This window comes from Actinocrispum sp. NPDC049592 (assembly GCF_040675465.1).
GTDB lineage: Bacteria > Actinomycetota > Actinomycetes > Mycobacteriales > Pseudonocardiaceae > Kibdelosporangium.
In genome coordinates, this window is the sequence record NZ_JBFAPA010000016.1 from 19,084 (window position 1) to 34,025 (window position 14,942).

General features: G+C 69.3%; 15 protein-coding genes and 1 riboswitch. Of the genes, 5 read left to right on the forward strand and 10 right to left on the reverse strand.

What is annotated here, in order from left to right:
* Positions 1-29: 29 nt before the first annotated feature.
* The 8 genes from gcvP to AB0J95_RS33660 all read right to left on the reverse strand — a co-directional run bounded on the left by gcvP (position 30) and on the right by AB0J95_RS33660 (position 8,786).
* Positions 30-2,903, reverse strand: a complete 2,874-nt coding sequence (gcvP, locus tag AB0J95_RS33625; protein ID WP_364767777.1) for an aminomethyl-transferring glycine dehydrogenase — start codon at positions 2,901-2,903, stop codon at positions 30-32.
* A 152-nt stretch (positions 2,904-3,055) separates the two neighbouring features.
* A riboswitch (glycine riboswitch) is annotated at positions 3,056-3,144 on the reverse strand.
* A gap of 54 nt (positions 3,145-3,198) precedes the next feature.
* Positions 3,199-3,774 (reverse strand): MerR family transcriptional regulator, encoded by a 576-nt coding sequence (locus AB0J95_RS33630; RefSeq protein WP_364767780.1) that lies wholly within the window; start codon positions 3,772-3,774, stop codon positions 3,199-3,201.
* Between the two features lie 229 nt (positions 3,775-4,003).
* Positions 4,004-4,477, reverse strand: coding sequence for a bifunctional nuclease family protein (locus tag AB0J95_RS33635; protein WP_037260078.1), 474 nt, complete (start codon positions 4,475-4,477; stop codon positions 4,004-4,006).
* 459 nt (positions 4,478-4,936) lie between these two features.
* A complete protein-coding gene (gene garA / locus AB0J95_RS33640) occupies positions 4,937-5,386 on the reverse strand; it encodes a glycogen accumulation regulator GarA (RefSeq protein ID WP_364767064.1) in 450 nt (149 codons plus the stop codon).
* A 107-nt stretch (positions 5,387-5,493) separates the two neighbouring features.
* Positions 5,494-5,877, reverse strand: a complete 384-nt coding sequence (gene gcvH, locus AB0J95_RS33645; RefSeq protein ID WP_364767066.1) for a glycine cleavage system protein GcvH — start codon at positions 5,875-5,877, stop codon at positions 5,494-5,496.
* Positions 5,878-5,926: 49 nt separating this feature from the next.
* Positions 5,927-6,499: a CDP-alcohol phosphatidyltransferase family protein gene (locus AB0J95_RS33650; RefSeq protein ID WP_364767069.1), complete on the reverse strand. Its 573-nt coding sequence runs from the start codon at positions 6,497-6,499 to the stop codon at positions 5,927-5,929.
* A 65-nt stretch (positions 6,500-6,564) separates the two neighbouring features.
* Positions 6,565-6,801 carry a hypothetical protein gene (locus AB0J95_RS33655; protein WP_364767072.1) on the reverse strand — a complete coding sequence of 79 codons (237 nt, stop codon included), beginning with the start codon at positions 6,799-6,801 and terminating at the stop codon, positions 6,565-6,567.
* Between the two features lie 149 nt (positions 6,802-6,950).
* Positions 6,951-8,786, reverse strand: a complete 1,836-nt coding sequence (locus AB0J95_RS33660) for an MFS transporter (protein WP_364767074.1) — start codon at positions 8,784-8,786, stop codon at positions 6,951-6,953.
* A 226-nt stretch (positions 8,787-9,012) separates the two neighbouring features.
* Between AB0J95_RS33660 and AB0J95_RS33665 the strand changes: the two genes are divergently transcribed.
* Positions 9,013-9,579 (forward strand): RNA polymerase sigma factor, encoded by a 567-nt coding sequence (locus AB0J95_RS33665; protein WP_364767077.1) that lies wholly within the window; start codon positions 9,013-9,015, stop codon positions 9,577-9,579.
* The gene (locus tag AB0J95_RS33670; RefSeq protein WP_364767080.1) at positions 9,576-10,643 is read left to right on the forward strand and encodes a CU044_5270 family protein; all 1,068 of its coding nucleotides are present in this window, start codon (positions 9,576-9,578) and stop codon (positions 10,641-10,643) included. The genes AB0J95_RS33665 and AB0J95_RS33670 overlap by 4 nt, the downstream gene beginning before the upstream one ends.
* A 46-nt stretch (positions 10,644-10,689) precedes the next feature.
* Here the strand turns inward: AB0J95_RS33670 and AB0J95_RS33675 are convergent, their stop codons facing one another.
* Both AB0J95_RS33675 and AB0J95_RS33680 read right to left on the reverse strand, forming a co-directional pair.
* Positions 10,690-12,363, reverse strand: coding sequence for an AMP-binding protein (locus AB0J95_RS33675; protein WP_364767083.1), 1,674 nt, complete (start codon positions 12,361-12,363; stop codon positions 10,690-10,692).
* Between the two features lie 36 nt (positions 12,364-12,399).
* Positions 12,400-13,224, reverse strand: coding sequence for a crotonase/enoyl-CoA hydratase family protein (locus tag AB0J95_RS33680; protein WP_364767086.1), 825 nt, complete (start codon positions 13,222-13,224; stop codon positions 12,400-12,402).
* A 212-nt stretch (positions 13,225-13,436) separates the two neighbouring features.
* On the opposite strand from AB0J95_RS33680, the gene AB0J95_RS33685 reads away from it, so the two are divergent.
* The 3 genes from AB0J95_RS33685 to AB0J95_RS33695 all read left to right on the forward strand — a co-directional run bounded on the left by AB0J95_RS33685 (position 13,437) and on the right by AB0J95_RS33695 (position 14,917).
* On the forward strand, positions 13,437-13,610 hold the full coding sequence (locus AB0J95_RS33685; protein WP_364767088.1) for a hypothetical protein: 174 nt from the start codon (positions 13,437-13,439) through the stop codon (positions 13,608-13,610).
* Between the two features lie 57 nt (positions 13,611-13,667).
* Positions 13,668-14,027, forward strand: coding sequence for a hypothetical protein (locus AB0J95_RS33690; RefSeq protein WP_364767091.1), 360 nt, complete (start codon positions 13,668-13,670; stop codon positions 14,025-14,027).
* 98 nt (positions 14,028-14,125) lie between these two features.
* Positions 14,126-14,917, forward strand: a complete 792-nt coding sequence (locus AB0J95_RS33695; protein ID WP_364767094.1) for a ferric iron reductase — start codon at positions 14,126-14,128, stop codon at positions 14,915-14,917.
* Positions 14,918-14,942: the final 25 nt, after the last annotated feature.

Below are 14,942 nucleotides of genomic sequence, written 5' to 3' on the forward strand. Positions count from 1 at the left end.
GCCGGGTCCGGCTGGGCGCTTGTCCGCGATCAGTTCGCGTACGCCTCCAGCGGCGGGCAGGAGCAGACCAGGTTGCGGTCGCCCTTGGCACCGTCGATCCGGCGCACCGGCGGCCAGACCTTCGGCGCCGCAGTGCCCGCCGGGTAGGCGGCCTCGAGACGGGTGTAGGGGTGGTCCCAGTCGCCCGCGATCGATGCGGCGGTGTGCGGGGCGTTGTGGAGGGGGTTGTCGTCGGCGGGCCAGTCGCCGGCCGCGACCTGGTCGATCTCCGCGCGGATGGCGATCATGGCGTCGCAGAAGCGATCCAGCTCGGCCAGGTCCTCGCTCTCGGTGGGCTCCACCATGAGCGTGCCCGCGACCGGGAACGACATCGTCGGCGCGTGCAAACCGTAGTCCGCCAAGCGCTTCGCGACGTCATCGACCGTGACGCCCGAGGTCTTGGTGATCTCCCGCAGGTCCAGGATGCACTCGTGGGCGACGAACCCGCCCTCGCCGGTGTACAGCACCGGGTAGTACTCGTTCAGCCGCCGCACGATGTAGTTCGCGTTGGCGACAGCGGTCAGAGTCGCCTGGCGCAGACCGGGACCGCCCATCATCCGGACGTACGCCCACGAGATCGGCAGGATCGACGCGCTGCCCCACGGCGCCGCGCTGATCGGGCCGATGCCGCTCTTCGGGCCCGCGTTCGGCTGCAGCGGGTGGTTCGGCAGGAACGGCGCCAGGTGCTCGCGCACGCCGATCGGGCCGACACCCGGGCCACCGCCACCGTGCGGGATGCAGAACGTCTTGTGCAGGTTCAGGTGTGAGACGTCCGACCCGAACTTCCCGTACTGCGCCAACCCAATGAGGGCGTTGAGGTTCGCACCGTCCACATAGACCTGTCCGCCCGCGTCGTGCACCAACGCGCAGACCTCGCGCACGGTGTCCTCGTACACGCCGTGGGTGGACGGGTAGGTGATCATGATCGCGGCGAGGTCGTCGCGGTGCTCACGGACCGACTCGCGCAGGTGGTCCATGTCGATGTTCCCGTTGTCGTCACAGCGAACCACGGCGACGCGCATCCCGGCCATGACCGCGCTCGCCGCGTTCGTGCCGTGCGCGCTCGACGGGATCAGCACGACGTCGCGGGCGTTGTCGCCGCGGTCCCGGTGGTACGCGCGAATCGCCAGCAGACCGGCGAACTCGCCCTGGCTGCCCGCGTTGGGCTGCAGGGAAACCGCGTGGTAGCCGGTGATCTGGGCGAGCCAGTCCTCCAGGTCGGTGACGATCTTCAGCAGCCCGGCGGCGTCCTCGGCCGGCGCGAACGGGTGCAGCGAGGAGAACTCCGGCCAGGTGATCGGCTCCATCTCCGCGGTGGCGTTGAGCTTCATCGTGCACGACCCCAACGGGATCATGCTCCGGTCCAGCGCGACGTCCTTGTCCGACAACGCCCGCAGGTAGCGCAGCAGCGCGGTCTCCGAGCGGTGCGTGTGGAACACCGGGTGCGTCAGGTACTCCGACGTGCGGTGCAGCTGCGCCGGGATGACGTCCGAAGTGGACAGATCGAGCGCGTCCGCGTCCGCCGTGAGCCCGAACGCCTCCCACACCAGGGAAAGGTGTGCGCGGGTGGTGGTCTCGTCGCAGGAGATCGAGATGTGGTCGCCGTCCACCTGCCAGAGGTTGACGTCCAGGTCCCGCGCCGCCCGCACGATGTCCGAGGCCCGGCCCGGAACGCGCACCCGCAGCGTGTCGAAGAACTGGTCGTGCACGACCTCGACGCCGCCGGCCCGCAGACCGGCGGCCAGCACGACGGCCATCCGGTGGGCCCGCGCGGCGATCTGCTTGAGGCCCGCGGGACCGTGGTAGACCGCGTACATCGACGCGACGACCGCGAGCAGGACCTGCGCGGTGCAGATGTTGCTGGTCGCCTTCTCGCGGCGGATGTGCTGCTCACGGGTCTGCAGCGCGAGCCGGTAGGCCATCGAGCCGTCCGCGTCGGTGCTCACCCCCACCAGCCGGCCGGGCAGCTGGCGCTCCAAACCCTTGCGCACGGCCATGTACCCGGCGTGCGGGCCGCCGAAGCCCATCGGCACACCGAACCGCTGGGTCGTACCGACCACGACGTCCGCGCCGATCTCACCCGGCGACCGCAGCAGCGTCAGCGACAGCAGGTCCGCCGCCACGACGACCTGGGCACCCCGCGAGTGCGCCTCGGCGATCAGCTGCGAGTGGTCCCGCACGACACCCGAACCACCCGGGTAGGACAGCAGCACCCCGAAGAAGTCACCCTCGGGCAGGCCGTGGGTCAGGTCGGCGACGACGACCTCGATGCCCAGCGGCTCCGCGCGGGTCTCGATGACCGCGATGGTCTGCGGGAACGTGTCGGCGTCGATCACGAACCGGGCCGAGCGCGACTTCCCACCGCGCCGCACCAGGGTCATCGCCTCGGCGGCCGCGGTGGCCTCGTCGAGCATGGACGCGTTGGCGACCGGCACGCCCGTGAGGTCGGCCACCATGGTCTGGAAGTTCAGCAGCGCCTCGAGCCTGCCCTGCGAGATCTCCGGCTGGTAGGGCGTGTACGCCGTGTACCAGGCCGGGCTCTCCAGCACGTTGCGCAGGATCACCGGCGGGGTCTGGGTGCCGTAGTAGCCGAGGCCGATCATCTGCGTCATCGGCCGGTTACGCGCCGCGAGCGCCCGCAGCTCGGCCAGCGCCTCGGTCTCGGTGGCGGCCGGCGGCAGGTGCATCGCCAGGTTCGTCTCGCGGATCGACGCGGGCACCGCGCGCTCGGCCAGGTCGTCCAGCTCGGCGGCGCCGATCGCCTCGAGGATCCGGGTCAGCTGCTCGGGGCGCGGCCCGATGTGCCGGTCGGTGAACGGCGTGCCGTGCTCAAGCGCGGCGAGGGACATCCGGTCCAGTGACATCTCGGCAGTCATCTCGGCCTCCGGGCGGGGTGCGGGCAAGGTGCGTCAGCCCTCCCCCTCTGTCCATGCCACGCGGGCGCCTGAGAGTTTCACCCGCGCCAATGCGGGCTTTCACCGTCGGCGGGGCCTCGCGGCCCGCTTTCCAGAGGCGTCTCCCTCATGCGGTCCCTTGTGCCTGAGAGGTTCCGGGGAGGAATTGCTCCTTCGGCGCCGGAGAACCGGTCTCTCCCGCGTGAGATCAGCGACTACCCGCAGAGGATACCGCGCGACCGGTCAACCGCAGATCATCTGGGGTTCAACTCACGCTGCGCGCGCGTCGCCTGGCGGACAGCTCGTCGTCATGCGGGATCAGCTCGGCACCGTCGGCCCGCTCGGCGGGGAACTCGTGGATGGTGCCGCTGATCTCGCGCATGGCGCCGCTGACCGCGATCCCGAACACGCCCTGGCCGCCTTGCAGCAGGTCCACGACCTCCTCGGGCGAGGAGCACTCGTAGACGGTCGTCCCATCGCTGAACAGGGTGATCTTCGCGAGGTCACGCACGCCCCGGCGGCGCAGGTGATCCACGGCGACCCTTATGTTCTGCAGCGACACCCCGGTGTCCAACAGGCGCTTGACCACCTTCAACACCAGGATGTCCTTGAACGAGTACAGCCGCTGGCTGCCCGATCCCTGGGCCGTGCGGATGGACGGGGCGACCAACCCGGTGCGCGCCCAGTAGTCCAGCTGCCGGTAGGTTATGCCCGCGATCTGGCACGCGGCGGGACCACGGTAGCCGACCAGTTCGTCCGGCAGTGAGGCATCCGGGAACAGCTCGCCCTGTTCTCCGGCGTCCACGCCGCCGAGCGGACTCTCGGGCCGATGCTCCACCATCACGCCTGCCTCCCATCGTTCCCGGCGCCCGCCCCCAGAGCGGGCCCAGCCGGGGTCATGAGCATCCGACGCCGATCCGCCCTTACTCAGGTGGATCGTCGTCGTTGGCTCTTCATTGACGGTAGGACGGGAGGGCACCCCGGTCAACGCGACGCGCGGAGAGCGGGTGACGTGGTACACACCACTCGAAGGTTTGAAACCTGTTCAGCGGACGACCTGCGGCGTGCGGTCAGGTGTCCGCTCCCCTAAAATCCTCCGGCGACACCGAGTCGAGGAACTCGCGGAACTTCTCCACCTCGTCCTCCTGCTCGTCGGGGATGATCAGGCCCGCCTCGGCCAGCACGGAGTCCTCCGCGTGGATCGGCACCCCGATCCGCAGCGCCAGCGCCACCGAGTCGCTCGGCCTGGCCGACACCCGGATGTCCCCGTCGAACACCAGCTCGGCGAAGAACGTGCCCTCGCGCAGGTCGGTGATGCGGACCTGTTCCAGCTCACGGCCCAGCGCCGCGATGACGTCCTTGAGCAGGTCGTGGGTCAGCGGCCGCGCGGGCCGGACTCCCTGCTGTTCCAACGCTATGGCGGTCGCCTCGACCGAGCCGATCCAGATCGGCAGGTAACGTTCGCCCTCGGTCTCGCGCAGCAACAAGATCGGCTGGTTTGCGGGCAGCTCGACCCGCACGCCAACGACGCGCATCTCGCTCATCGGCCATCGCCTCCCTGGAGCACGCTCGAACCGCGACGACCCCCGCTGCCTTGAGGATCGCGCATCGTCATCTTTGACGCTACCCGCCATCCGGGCCTCACGCTTGACATCCCATGCAACCAGATCGATCACGATCGGCCCACCATGTGCACGTCACACCCTATTTCACGCAAGCGGTACGTGCCCGGAACGAAACCGGCGCGAAAGTATGGGCCGGGCGGGCGAAACGCGTAATGGCTCGTCAGCGGCCTGGTGCGACGCCGAGTCACCACGCGGGCACGAAATCGCCCGGCACGAACCTGCCGTGTTCGCGATTTCGTTCTCCCCTAAGGGTTTTGCGGTCCGGCGGGCAAAGCAAGACCGCGGACCGGAGTGTGCACCCCGGTCCGCGGTGGCCAACTGCGGGCCGATCCACACCGGGCGACCCCCGCAGGTCACCCAGTGCATATCCGCCCTCTGTTACGCCTGGCTGCCGGTCAGGAACACCAGCCGGAACTTGCCGATCTGAACCTCGTCGCCGCCGGCCAGCACGGCCTGGTCGACCGGCTCGCGGTTGACGTAGGTGCCGTTCAGGCTGCCCACGTCGATCACCACGAAGTCGCCGCCCTCGCGGCGGAACTCCGCGTGCCGGCGGGAGACCGTGACGTCGTCGAGGAAGATGTCGCTGTCCGGGTGGCGGCCCGCGCTGGTGGTGTCCCGGTCCAGCAGGAACCGGGAGCCCGCGTTGGGCCCACGCTTCACCACGAGTAGGGCCGATCCGGCCGGCAGCGCGTCGATCCCGGCGACGGGCGGCTCCGGCTGGGCAGGCGCCTCGCCGCGTTCGACATCGGCGAGGAAGTCGGCCCGGAAGACGGAGGTCCGCTCCGGAGACTGCTCCGGCGGAACGCCGGGTCCGTCGTTCGTGCTCACCTGAGCTCTCCTCCTGCTGTGCTCGCTTGTTCCAGCAAACGTACCGTGCTCCCCGTGCGGCGAAGCGGCTGGTCCCCGCTTACGCCGAAACCAGCTGAAGATCTTTCTCATGCCTGACCGGTGAGCCCGGCATACCCGGCCGCGTCGAGCAGTCCGGCCAGCTCGCCCTCGTCGTCGATCCTGAGCTCGAACATCCAGCCCTCGCCGAACGGGTCGGAGTTGATCAGCTCCGGCGAGGCGTCCAGCGCCTCGTTCACCGCGGTGATCTCCCCGGCCACCGGCGCGTAGATCTCCGACACGCTCTTGGTGGACTCCACCTCGCCGACCGGGTCCTTCGCGGACACCTTGGCGCCCACCTCCGGCAGCTGCACGAACACCACGTCACCCAGCTGGTCCTGGGCGAAATCGGTGATGCCCACGCGTACCGTGCCGCCAGCCTTGCTCGCGATCCACTCGTGCTCAGGCGTGTACTTGAGGTCCTCCGGCGTCACGTCCCCGTCTCCTTCTCCCGCTCACCGACAGCCATGTCGGTGAGTGAGCTTAGAGTGGCCTGACTCGCCTGATCGCGGTGACCGCCTGCAAGACGTAGATCAGGCCGGACCAGACGTACAGCACGACGCCCCAGACGGTGAACGCGTAGGCGATCGGCCGGGCCACGTCGGCCACCGGCGAGTCGAGCTGGGCGAGCAGCAGGAACGGGAAGGCGTACAGCAGCACGAAGGTCGCGCCCTTGCCGAGGTAGAGCACCTCCGGCGGGCCGAACCCCTTGCGGCGCAACAGCGGCAGGCACACCAGCACGGCCAGGTCCCGCGCGATGACGATGACCACGACCCACAGCGGGATGATGTCGCGCAGCACCAGCGCGACCATGGCGGCCAGGGTGTAGAGGCGGTCGGCGAGCGGGTCGAGCATGGCCCCGAACCGGCTCGTCTGGTTGAGCCAGCGGGCGATCTTGCCGTCCAGCCAGTCGGTGATGCCGCTGACGACGAACACCACGATGGCCCAGCCGTCCTCCTGCGGGCCCAGCAGCAGCCACAGGAACAGCGGGACCCCGGCCAGCCGCAGCACGCTCAGCGCGTTCGGGACGGTCCAGATCCGGTCGCCCTCACCCACGTGACCCTCCCCTGAAAAACCCCTCGTGCGTCCACCGGACTCACGAGGGGTGACCTCGGGGAATGCTAGCTGGCCCGGCGGGTGAGGCTCCAGCCGCGGGTCTCCAGCTCGGCGGCGGTGAAGGCGATGGGGCGGCCGCGGTCGTCACAACCCACCCAGCGGGCCCGGCCGAGGCCTGACTCGAGGACGTAGGCGTGTCCCTTGCTCCACACGACACTGCACGGTGTGGTCGGCAGGTGCGTCGTGGACAGCGGGCGCTGCTGGGTCTGACTGGACGTATCGGGTTCTGCCTCGTGGTTCATATCCCCCACCTCCGTAAGGGGTGTCGCCTACCGGAGCCGCTCCGTTAGCCGTGGGATAGATCATGCTTGAGGGTTCCCATTGCCATTCCCACTTATGCGGTGTATGGCGCCTATCGGCGTCCCCCGAGCGCCGAGCTGTCGAAGATCATTTACCCGGAACGATCGGAGATGGGTCGCCGTCCGTCGTCAGCTGGTCGCCCAGCGGTCACCTCGATATCGGTCCGGCTGACAGTTACCAGGTCAGCGGGCACAGTGCCGCTCTCCCCGGCGGTCGCCGCCAGCTCTGCGCCGACCGGTTCAGCGGCGGGCTTGGCGTTGCCGCCGAGCCAGGAGGCGATGGCGGCGATCACACAGGCCGCGATGGCGAACCAGAACGCCACGTGCAGGCCGTCGGCGAACGGCCCGGTGATCAGGCTCGGGAAGAAGCTGCGGCCGGTGAGGTAGCTCACCTGGTCGGGCGGCAGCTGGTGCAGCACCGGGCCGAGCAGCTGCTGGATCGGGTTGTAGCCGAGGAACGCGGCGAACAGCACGGCCACCGCGGGCAGCTGGGCGACCTGGGCGGCGTCGGCGGCCGACACCCCGTGCGCGGTCAGCCCGGTGGTCATCGCGCTGGGCAGGGTGGCCGACAGGCCCGTGATGATCAGGCTGAAGAAGATGCCGATGGACAGCACCATGGCCGCGTTCTGGAAGGTCGCGCTCATGCCCGCGCCCGCGCCCCTGGCGTTGCCCGGCAGGCTGCTCATCACCGCGGCCCGGTTGGGCGAGGAGAACATGCCCATGCCGATGCCGTTGACGACCAGCAGGATGGCGAACACCAGGTAGTTGAAGTTCACCGGCAGGATGGTCAGCGCGAAGAACGTCAGGCCGGTGATGACCATGCCGCCGGTGGCCAGGCCACGGGCGCCGATCCGGTCGGACAGCACCCCGGACAGCGGCGCGGCCAGCAGGAAGCCCACGGTCATCGGGACCATGTAGATACCGGCCCAGAGCGGCGTCTCCTCGAAGGAGTAGCCGTGCTGCGGCAGCCAGATGCCCTGCAGCCACATGATCAGGATGAACTGCAGGCCACCGCGGCCCAGCGAGGCCATCAGGCTGGCGATGTTGCCCCAGGTGAACGCCTTGATCTTGAACAGCGCCAGGTTGAACAGCGGGTTGGGCTGGCGGCGCTCGATCGCGACGAACCAGCCCAGCACCAGCACACCGCCGATGAGCGCGGCCAGCACCCACGGGTTCATCCAGCCCATCGAGTGCCCCTCGTAGGGCTGGATGCCGTACGTGATGGCGACCAGGATCGCGATCAGGCCGACGGCGAAGGTGATGTTGCCGCCCCAGTCCATCTTGGAGCGCTGCCGGATGCCGGTGTCGTGCAGCTTGAGGTACGCCCAGATGGTGCCGATCACGCCGAACGGGACGGACACCAGGAACACCCAGTGCCAGTTCACCGGGGCGAGCACGCCGCCGACGACCAGGCCGAGGAAGCTGCCCGCGATCGCGGCGACACCGTTGACACCCAGCGCCAGGCCGCGCTGGTTGGCCGGGAACGCGTCGGTCAGGATCGCGCTGGAGTTGGCCATCAGGAACGCGCCGCCGATGCCCTGGACGACCCGCCAGCCGATCAGCCACCACGCCGCCGCGTCACCGCTCATCCACGTCGCCGCCAGCGCGATCGACGAGATGGTGAAGATCAGGAACCCCAGGTTGTACATCCGCGCGCGGCCGTACATGTCGCCCAGCCGCCCGAAGGTCACCACGAGGACGGCGGTGACCACCAGGAAGCCCATCATCAGCCACAGCAGGTAGCTGGTGTTGCTGGGCTCCAGTGGGTTGACCCCGATCCCCTTGAAGATGTCCGGCAGCGCGATCAGCACGATGGACGAGTTGATCGTGGCGATGAGCAGCCCCAGCGTGGTGTTCGACAACGCGATCCACTTGTAGTGCGGCCCCAGCTCCGCGAGTGACTTCTGCCCCGCACCCCTCCGTGCCACCACAACCTCCTAGAAAACGCCGCGTACCCCGAAGAAGGTAGCCCAATTAGTTGCTTACGACAACTATCAAGTGTGTGATCAAGCGCTCAACCGGACTGGCGATCCCCGTTCCCCCGGGGTGTGTCCCCCGTTCGTCCCGGGTGTGTCCCCCGTTGCTCCCGGGGGGTGTTTCGCGGGTGTGTGGGTGGGGGCGGGGACGCTGGGGGCGGTGGGGACAAGTAGGGGTGTGATTCGAGCCATCGATGGCGCTTCGCTGGACCGGCCCGATCTGGTCACTGGGGATCCGCGCGCGGTCTTCGCGCGGCTGTTCGAGCTGCACGCCGGCCCGATGCGGGGATATCTCGCCGGGCGGGTGGGCGCGGACACCGCTGATGACCTGGTCGCGGAGACGTTCGTGGTCGCCTACCGCAGGCGGGCGAGCTACGACCGGCACCAGGCCGAGATCCGCGGCTGGCTGTACGGGATCGCGAGCAACCTGCTGCGCAACCACGTCCGCCAGGAGATCCGCGGCTACCAGCTGACCGCGCGGGCAGGTGCCGACCGGCCGGTGACCGACGGGCTGGACACCGCTGTCGCCGAGCGGGTGGACGCCGCCGCGCGGATGCGGCTGCTGGCCGGCCACCTGGCCTCGCTGAGCGAGCAGGAACGGGACGTGCTGCTGCTGACCTCGTGGGCGGGCCTGGAGCCCGCTGAGGTCGCGGTGGCGCTGGACGTCCCGGCCAGCACGGTCCGCTCCCGGCTGCACCGCGTGCGCCAGAAACTGCAAGCCCTGCTTAGCGAGGGAAACCGATGAAGGAACTGGACGAGGCCCTGAACATGCTGCATTCCGACGCCCGCAACGAGCCCGCATCGCTGGACAGGGCGCGCGAGAAGCTGATGGCGGAGATGACCGAAGCACCCACGCGCCGCCCACGTGTGTGGCCACGGCTGGCGGTCGCGGCCGCCGCAGCCGGTGTCGCCGCCGCTGGTGTGGTCGTGTGGACCACCAGCGACCAGCCCCCGTCATCGCCCCAAGCGGCGCCACATGTGGAGCTGCTATCGGCGCCTCAGCTGCTGGAGAAGGCCGCCGCGGGTACCGCCGCGCCCGCGGTGGCCGCCGGTCAGTTCAAGTTCATCGACGTGCACACCTCGGTGGTCCTCTCGACCGTCTCGGCGGTGCCGGTGGGGTCCAACGCCGCCCCGACGGGCTACAGCTACCTGATCGAGCAGCGCGAGCAGAAGTGGATCCCGTCGGACTACCGGCAGGTCTGGCTGGACCGCCGGATGTGGCTGGGCGAGCCCAAGTGGGTCGGCGGCACGATGCCGCAGGACCAGACGACCGTGCCCAAGCCGGCGGACTACGACAACGGCGACCGGTCCGGCGCGTGCGGCGACTTCTTCCCGAAGGCCAAGCCGAAGAAGGTCTGCGGCGACCCGGACGACTGGGCGAGCCCGGCGTTCTACGAGAAGCTGCCGCGGGACGTCGACGGCCTGTACGCCACGATGCAGGGGCTGAGCAAGGCCAAGGGCGGCAAGCCGGACACGACGTTCCACGCCGCGTTGCTGGTGCTGCAGGAGGGTTTGCTGCCCGCGGACCTGCAGCCGCTGTGGTACAAGGCGATGGCCAGGATCCCGGGCGTGACCGTGCTGGACCGCGCGGTGAACCTGGACGGCCGCACCGGCACCGCGCTGGGCTTCAAGAACGAGGCCGAGCAGCGTGAGCTGATCATCGACCCGGCCAGCGGCGACTACATCGGCCAGCGCACGGTCGCCGGGGACAAGCCGTACGACTCCTGGATCAAGCCGGGCACCGTCACGCAGTTCAGCTCGTTCACCGTCGGTGTCGCCACGAAGCTGGGCGAGGCTCCCGCCAAGTAACCCCCGGACCGCCGCCGCGCCGCCGTCTCGGCGCGGCGGCGCCTGCTCAGTTCTTCAGCTCGGGGAAGTCGTCGTCGCGGAACTCGCCGGGCGCGCGGGTGTCCGCGTTCACCTCGTTCTCCCGGCCGCGCAGCTCGACCCGGCGGATCTTGCCGGAGATCGTCTTGGGCAGGTCCATGAACTCCAGCCGGCGGATCCGCTTGTACGGCGCCAAATGCTCGCGCGCGTACTTCAGGATGTCCCGCGCGGTGTCGGCGCTCGCCTCGACCCCGGCCGCCAGCACGACGTAGGCCTTGGGCACGGCAAGGCGAACCGGGTCCGGCGAGGGAACGACAGCCGCCTCGGCGACGGCCTCGTGCTCGATCAGCACGCTCTCCAGCTCGAACGGCGAGATCCGGTAGTCCGACGCCTTGAACACGTCATCCGCGCGCCCCACATAGGTGATGTAGCCGTCCGCGTCGCGTGAACCGACGTCACCCGTGTGGTAGTACCCGCCGCGCATGGCCTCGCCGGTGCGCTCCGATGCGCCCATGTAGTCGGTCATCAGCCCCACTGGACGCGGGTCCAGCGACAGGCAGATCTCGCCCTCGTCGGCGGGTTCGCCGGTGATCGGGTCGACCAGTACCACGTCGAACCCCGGCAGCGCCCGGCCCATCGAGCCCGGTTTCACCGGCTGCCCAGGGGTGTTGGCGACCAGGACGCTCGTCTCGGTCTGCCCGAAACCGTCGCGAATCGTGACGCCCCAAGCCTTCCGGACCTGTTCGATCACCTCGGGGTTGAGCGGTTCACCGGCACCGGCGACCTTCGCGGGCGGCCGCTGCAGCAGGGTCAGGTCCGCCTGGATGAGCATCCGCCAGACCGTCGGCGGGGCACAGAACGACGTCACCCCGCAACGGTCCATCTGGGACATCAGCGCGACCGGGTCGAACCGCGTGTAGTTGTGGACGAACACACACGCGCCCGCGTTCCATGGCGCGAAAACGTTGCTCCACGCGTGTTTCGCCCAGCCGGGCGAGGAGATGTTCATGTGCACGTCGCCCGGCTCGAGCCCGAGCCAGTACATTGTGGACAGATGCCCGACCGGGTACGAGATGTGCGTGTGCCGCACCGGCTTCGGCTGCGCCGTCGTGCCGGAAGTGAAGTACAGCAACAGGGTCGAGTCCGCCGGGGTCGGACCGTCCGGGCTGAACTCGATCGGGCACACGGCGGTGTCGTAGGACATCCACCCCTCGACCTCTTCGCCCACCGCGATCCGGTTGTACTCGCCGGGCACCGTGTCGAACTTCGAGGTGTCCACTGATCGGGTGATCACGTGTTTCACCTCGCCACGGGTGACCCGGTCGCGCAGATCCTCCGGTCCCAGCAACGTGGACGCGGGGATGATCACCGCCCCGACCTTGATCGCGGCGAGGATCACCTCCCACAGCTCACCCTGGTTGCCGAGCATCAGCAGGATCTTCTCGCCGCGCTGGACTCCCAGCGCCTGCAACCAGTTCGCCACCGAGAAGGACCGCTCCGAAAGCTCCCCGAATGTCCACTTCCGCTCGGAGCCGTCCTCCTCAACGATCCACAACGCGAGCCGGTCGGCGGGCAGCGTGTCGAACCAGTCCAGCGCCCAGTTGAACTCCGCCGGCCGCGGCCAGTCGAACCCGGAGCGCGCCGCCTCGTAGTCCTCCCGGTGTGCCAACAGGAACTCACGTGCGGACTGGAAGGTTGACACGGCGTTCTCCTCACTGAGTCGCGGCGGATACCAAGATTATTCTCCGGTGAACTCCGGATCGCGACGGTCGATAAACGCCTGGACGGCCTCGCCGAGGTCCTTGCTCGGCAGGAACGCGGAGTTCCAGGTGGACACATACCGCAGGCCCGCGGCCACCCGGGGCGCGCGGTCGTGGTCCAGGACGTTCTTGGTGCCCTGCACGACCAGCGGCGGGTTCTTGGCGATGTCGGCGGCCATCGCGCGGGCCGCTTCGAGCACCGCGTCCTGGTCCGGGCAGACGTCGTTGACCAGACCGATCTTCTCCGCGCGGGCGGCGTCGATGTCCTTGCCGGTGTAGGCGAGCTCGCGCAGGTGGCCCTCGCCGATGATCCCGCTCAGCCGCTGCAGGCTGCCGATGTCGGCCACGATGGCGACCTTCACCTCGCGCACGCTGAACTTCGCGTCGGCCGAGGCGAGCCGGATGTCCGCGGCCGCGATCAGGTCGACGCCGCCGCCGATGCACCAGCCGGAGATCGCCGCGATCACCGGCTTGCGGCACTCGGCCACGGCGGTGACCGAGTCCTGCAGCCGGCGGACCTCGTCGAGGAACTTGGTGCGCGGCCCGGCGAGCGCGTCGCCGCCGATCAGCCCGGCCCAGCTGCCCATCATCGCGGGCAGGTCCAGGCCGTAGGAGAAGTGCTTGCCGCTGCCGGTCAGCACGATCGCCCGCACCGCCGGGTCGGCGTCCAGCTCGCGGAACACGACCGGCAGCTCGCGCCAGAAGTCCGGGCCCATGGCGTTGCCCTTGCCGGGGCCGAGCAGGGTCACCTCGGCGACCTGACCGGACGTCTTGACCCGCAGTGAGACGAGGGTGTCTGTCATGCCCCCATCATGACCCATCGAAGTTACTGAGTGGTAACCCGTCCTCGGGCGGCTTGATCCCCCGTTCAGGCCCGATTTCACCGCCGATACCAGCGAAGATCACCACTTTGAGTGCGCATTTCCCGTTCGCCCGGATCGCCCAGTCGTGTCCGGTCACAGCGTGAGACCGTTGGCTGGCCGAGCATGCCCAGCGCGAGAGGAGGAGGGATCCCATGGTTCAGCAGCGCCCGATGTCAACGCCGATCTTCGACGAGCTGCTGCGCGAGTTCGCCGGCCGGATGGACGAACAGCGCGAGGAGCCGCCGACCGTCCCGCAGCCCTCCCAGGCCCCGCCCGCCACGCCCCAGCCGGCCCCGGCCGCGGCCCACCGCCACCGTGCCGACTGAGGCCCGACTGAGGCCGACTGAGGCCGCGGATCCGGCCGCCTGAATAGACTGGATGACATGACCCGACGTCTGCTGGCGCTCGCCGTGATCGCGCCGTCGCTGTGCCTGCTGACCGCGTGCGACCAGGCGAGGGCCTTGGGGGACAAGGCGTCCATCTGCGCCGACGCGCTCGGCCTCGCCACCCTGGTGCCGGACACCGACCCGGAGAAGACCCGGCAGGCGGCCGTCGAGAAGGCCGAGAAGCTCCGCAGCCTGGCCGCCGACGCGCAGGAACAGGACGTCAAGGGCGCGCTGGGCACGCTGGCCGACGAGTACGTCGACGTCAGCAAGCGGCGCGCCGAGGACCTGCGCAACTTCGCCGGCTGGGCCGGGGACCTGTTCCGCAACCAGGAAAAGGTGCGCAAGATCTGCCTCTGAGCGGAGCACCTTGTGAGCGCTCCCACATGCCGGGAGAGTTCACCGAAAATACGCGGAACTGTTGTTGACCGTAACGGACGGTCGATACCTTCGTACCCATGGTCACGGCGTCGAGCTGGCGATGGCATCTCGCCCGGCACCTGGCGGCCATGGGCCCGAAGACCCACGGCCGGTTCGTGCCGGACCCCGACATGTCCTCCGACTGGGTGAAGTGCGAACGGTTTCTGGACCGGGACACCCTCCGCGTCACCCTCGACCGCGCGGTCAAGCGGCGCGACGACGACCCGCTGGTCGCCGTCTCCCGCGTCGTGCGGCACTACTGCGCCGCGCTGACCTGTGTCGCGGTCACCGGGCTGGCCAACGGCGTGGGCATCGACCTGTCCCCGGTCTGGTGCGTCGTGACGTTCCGGGGCGCCGTGCCCGGCCGGATCGCGCTCGTCCCCCGCTACCGGGCGCGGTATGTGCTGCGCTGTTCGGACCGGCCGACGAACTGGCCGGTGCCCGGCCCGGCGGTCGCCACCGTCGAACAGCTTCGTGAGCACGTCTGGACCGGTCTCTACGCACACCACCTCGCCCCGTTGTTCGCCCAGGTGACCGGGTTGACCGGGATCTCCGAGGATCTACTGTGGACACACGCGGCCGACCGGGTCCGCGTGCTGATCGACGCGGCCATCACCTACCTGCCCCGCGCCCGGGCGAGCGCGGTCATCACCGAGTGCCAGGCGTTGCTGTCGGCCGCAAGCCTGCCCGGCTGGGACGACAACCCGTTGGGGCGCGCGGCTTTGCCCGAAGAGCTACCCGCGCAGGGCATTCCGTGGCTGCCCGAACCCCGCGACCACACCGATCTACCGTCCCTCCCCCATCCATCACGAATCGGTCACGAGGAGTAACCGTATGATGCTTTCGGCCGAAATG

Excerpts from the sequence above, each read along its gene's own strand:
- AB0J95_RS33690 (WP_364767091.1), top strand. The coding sequence starts at position 13,668 with ATGACCCGACGTCTGCTGGCGCTCGCCGTGATCGCGCCGTCGCTGTGC.
- AB0J95_RS33655 (WP_364767072.1), bottom strand. The coding sequence starts at position 6,801 with ATGAACCACGAGGCAGAACCCGATACGTCCAGTCAGACCCAGCAGCGC.
- AB0J95_RS33685 (WP_364767088.1), top strand. The coding sequence starts at position 13,437 with ATGGTTCAGCAGCGCCCGATGTCAACGCCGATCTTCGACGAGCTGCTG.
- AB0J95_RS33635 (WP_037260078.1), bottom strand. The coding sequence starts at position 4,477 with ATGAGCGAGATGCGCGTCGTTGGCGTGCGGGTCGAGCTGCCCGCAAAC.
- AB0J95_RS33670 (WP_364767080.1), top strand. The coding sequence starts at position 9,576 with ATGAAGGAACTGGACGAGGCCCTGAACATGCTGCATTCCGACGCCCGC.
- AB0J95_RS33680 (WP_364767086.1), bottom strand. The coding sequence starts at position 13,224 with ATGACAGACACCCTCGTCTCACTGCGGGTCAAGACGTCCGGTCAGGTC.
- gcvP (WP_364767777.1), bottom strand. The coding sequence starts at position 2,903 with ATGTCACTGGACCGGATGTCCCTCGCCGCGCTTGAGCACGGCACGCCG.
- AB0J95_RS33630 (WP_364767780.1), bottom strand. The coding sequence starts at position 3,774 with ATGGTGGAGCATCGGCCCGAGAGTCCGCTCGGCGGCGTGGACGCCGGA.
- AB0J95_RS33695 (WP_364767094.1), top strand. The coding sequence starts at position 14,126 with ATGGTCACGGCGTCGAGCTGGCGATGGCATCTCGCCCGGCACCTGGCG.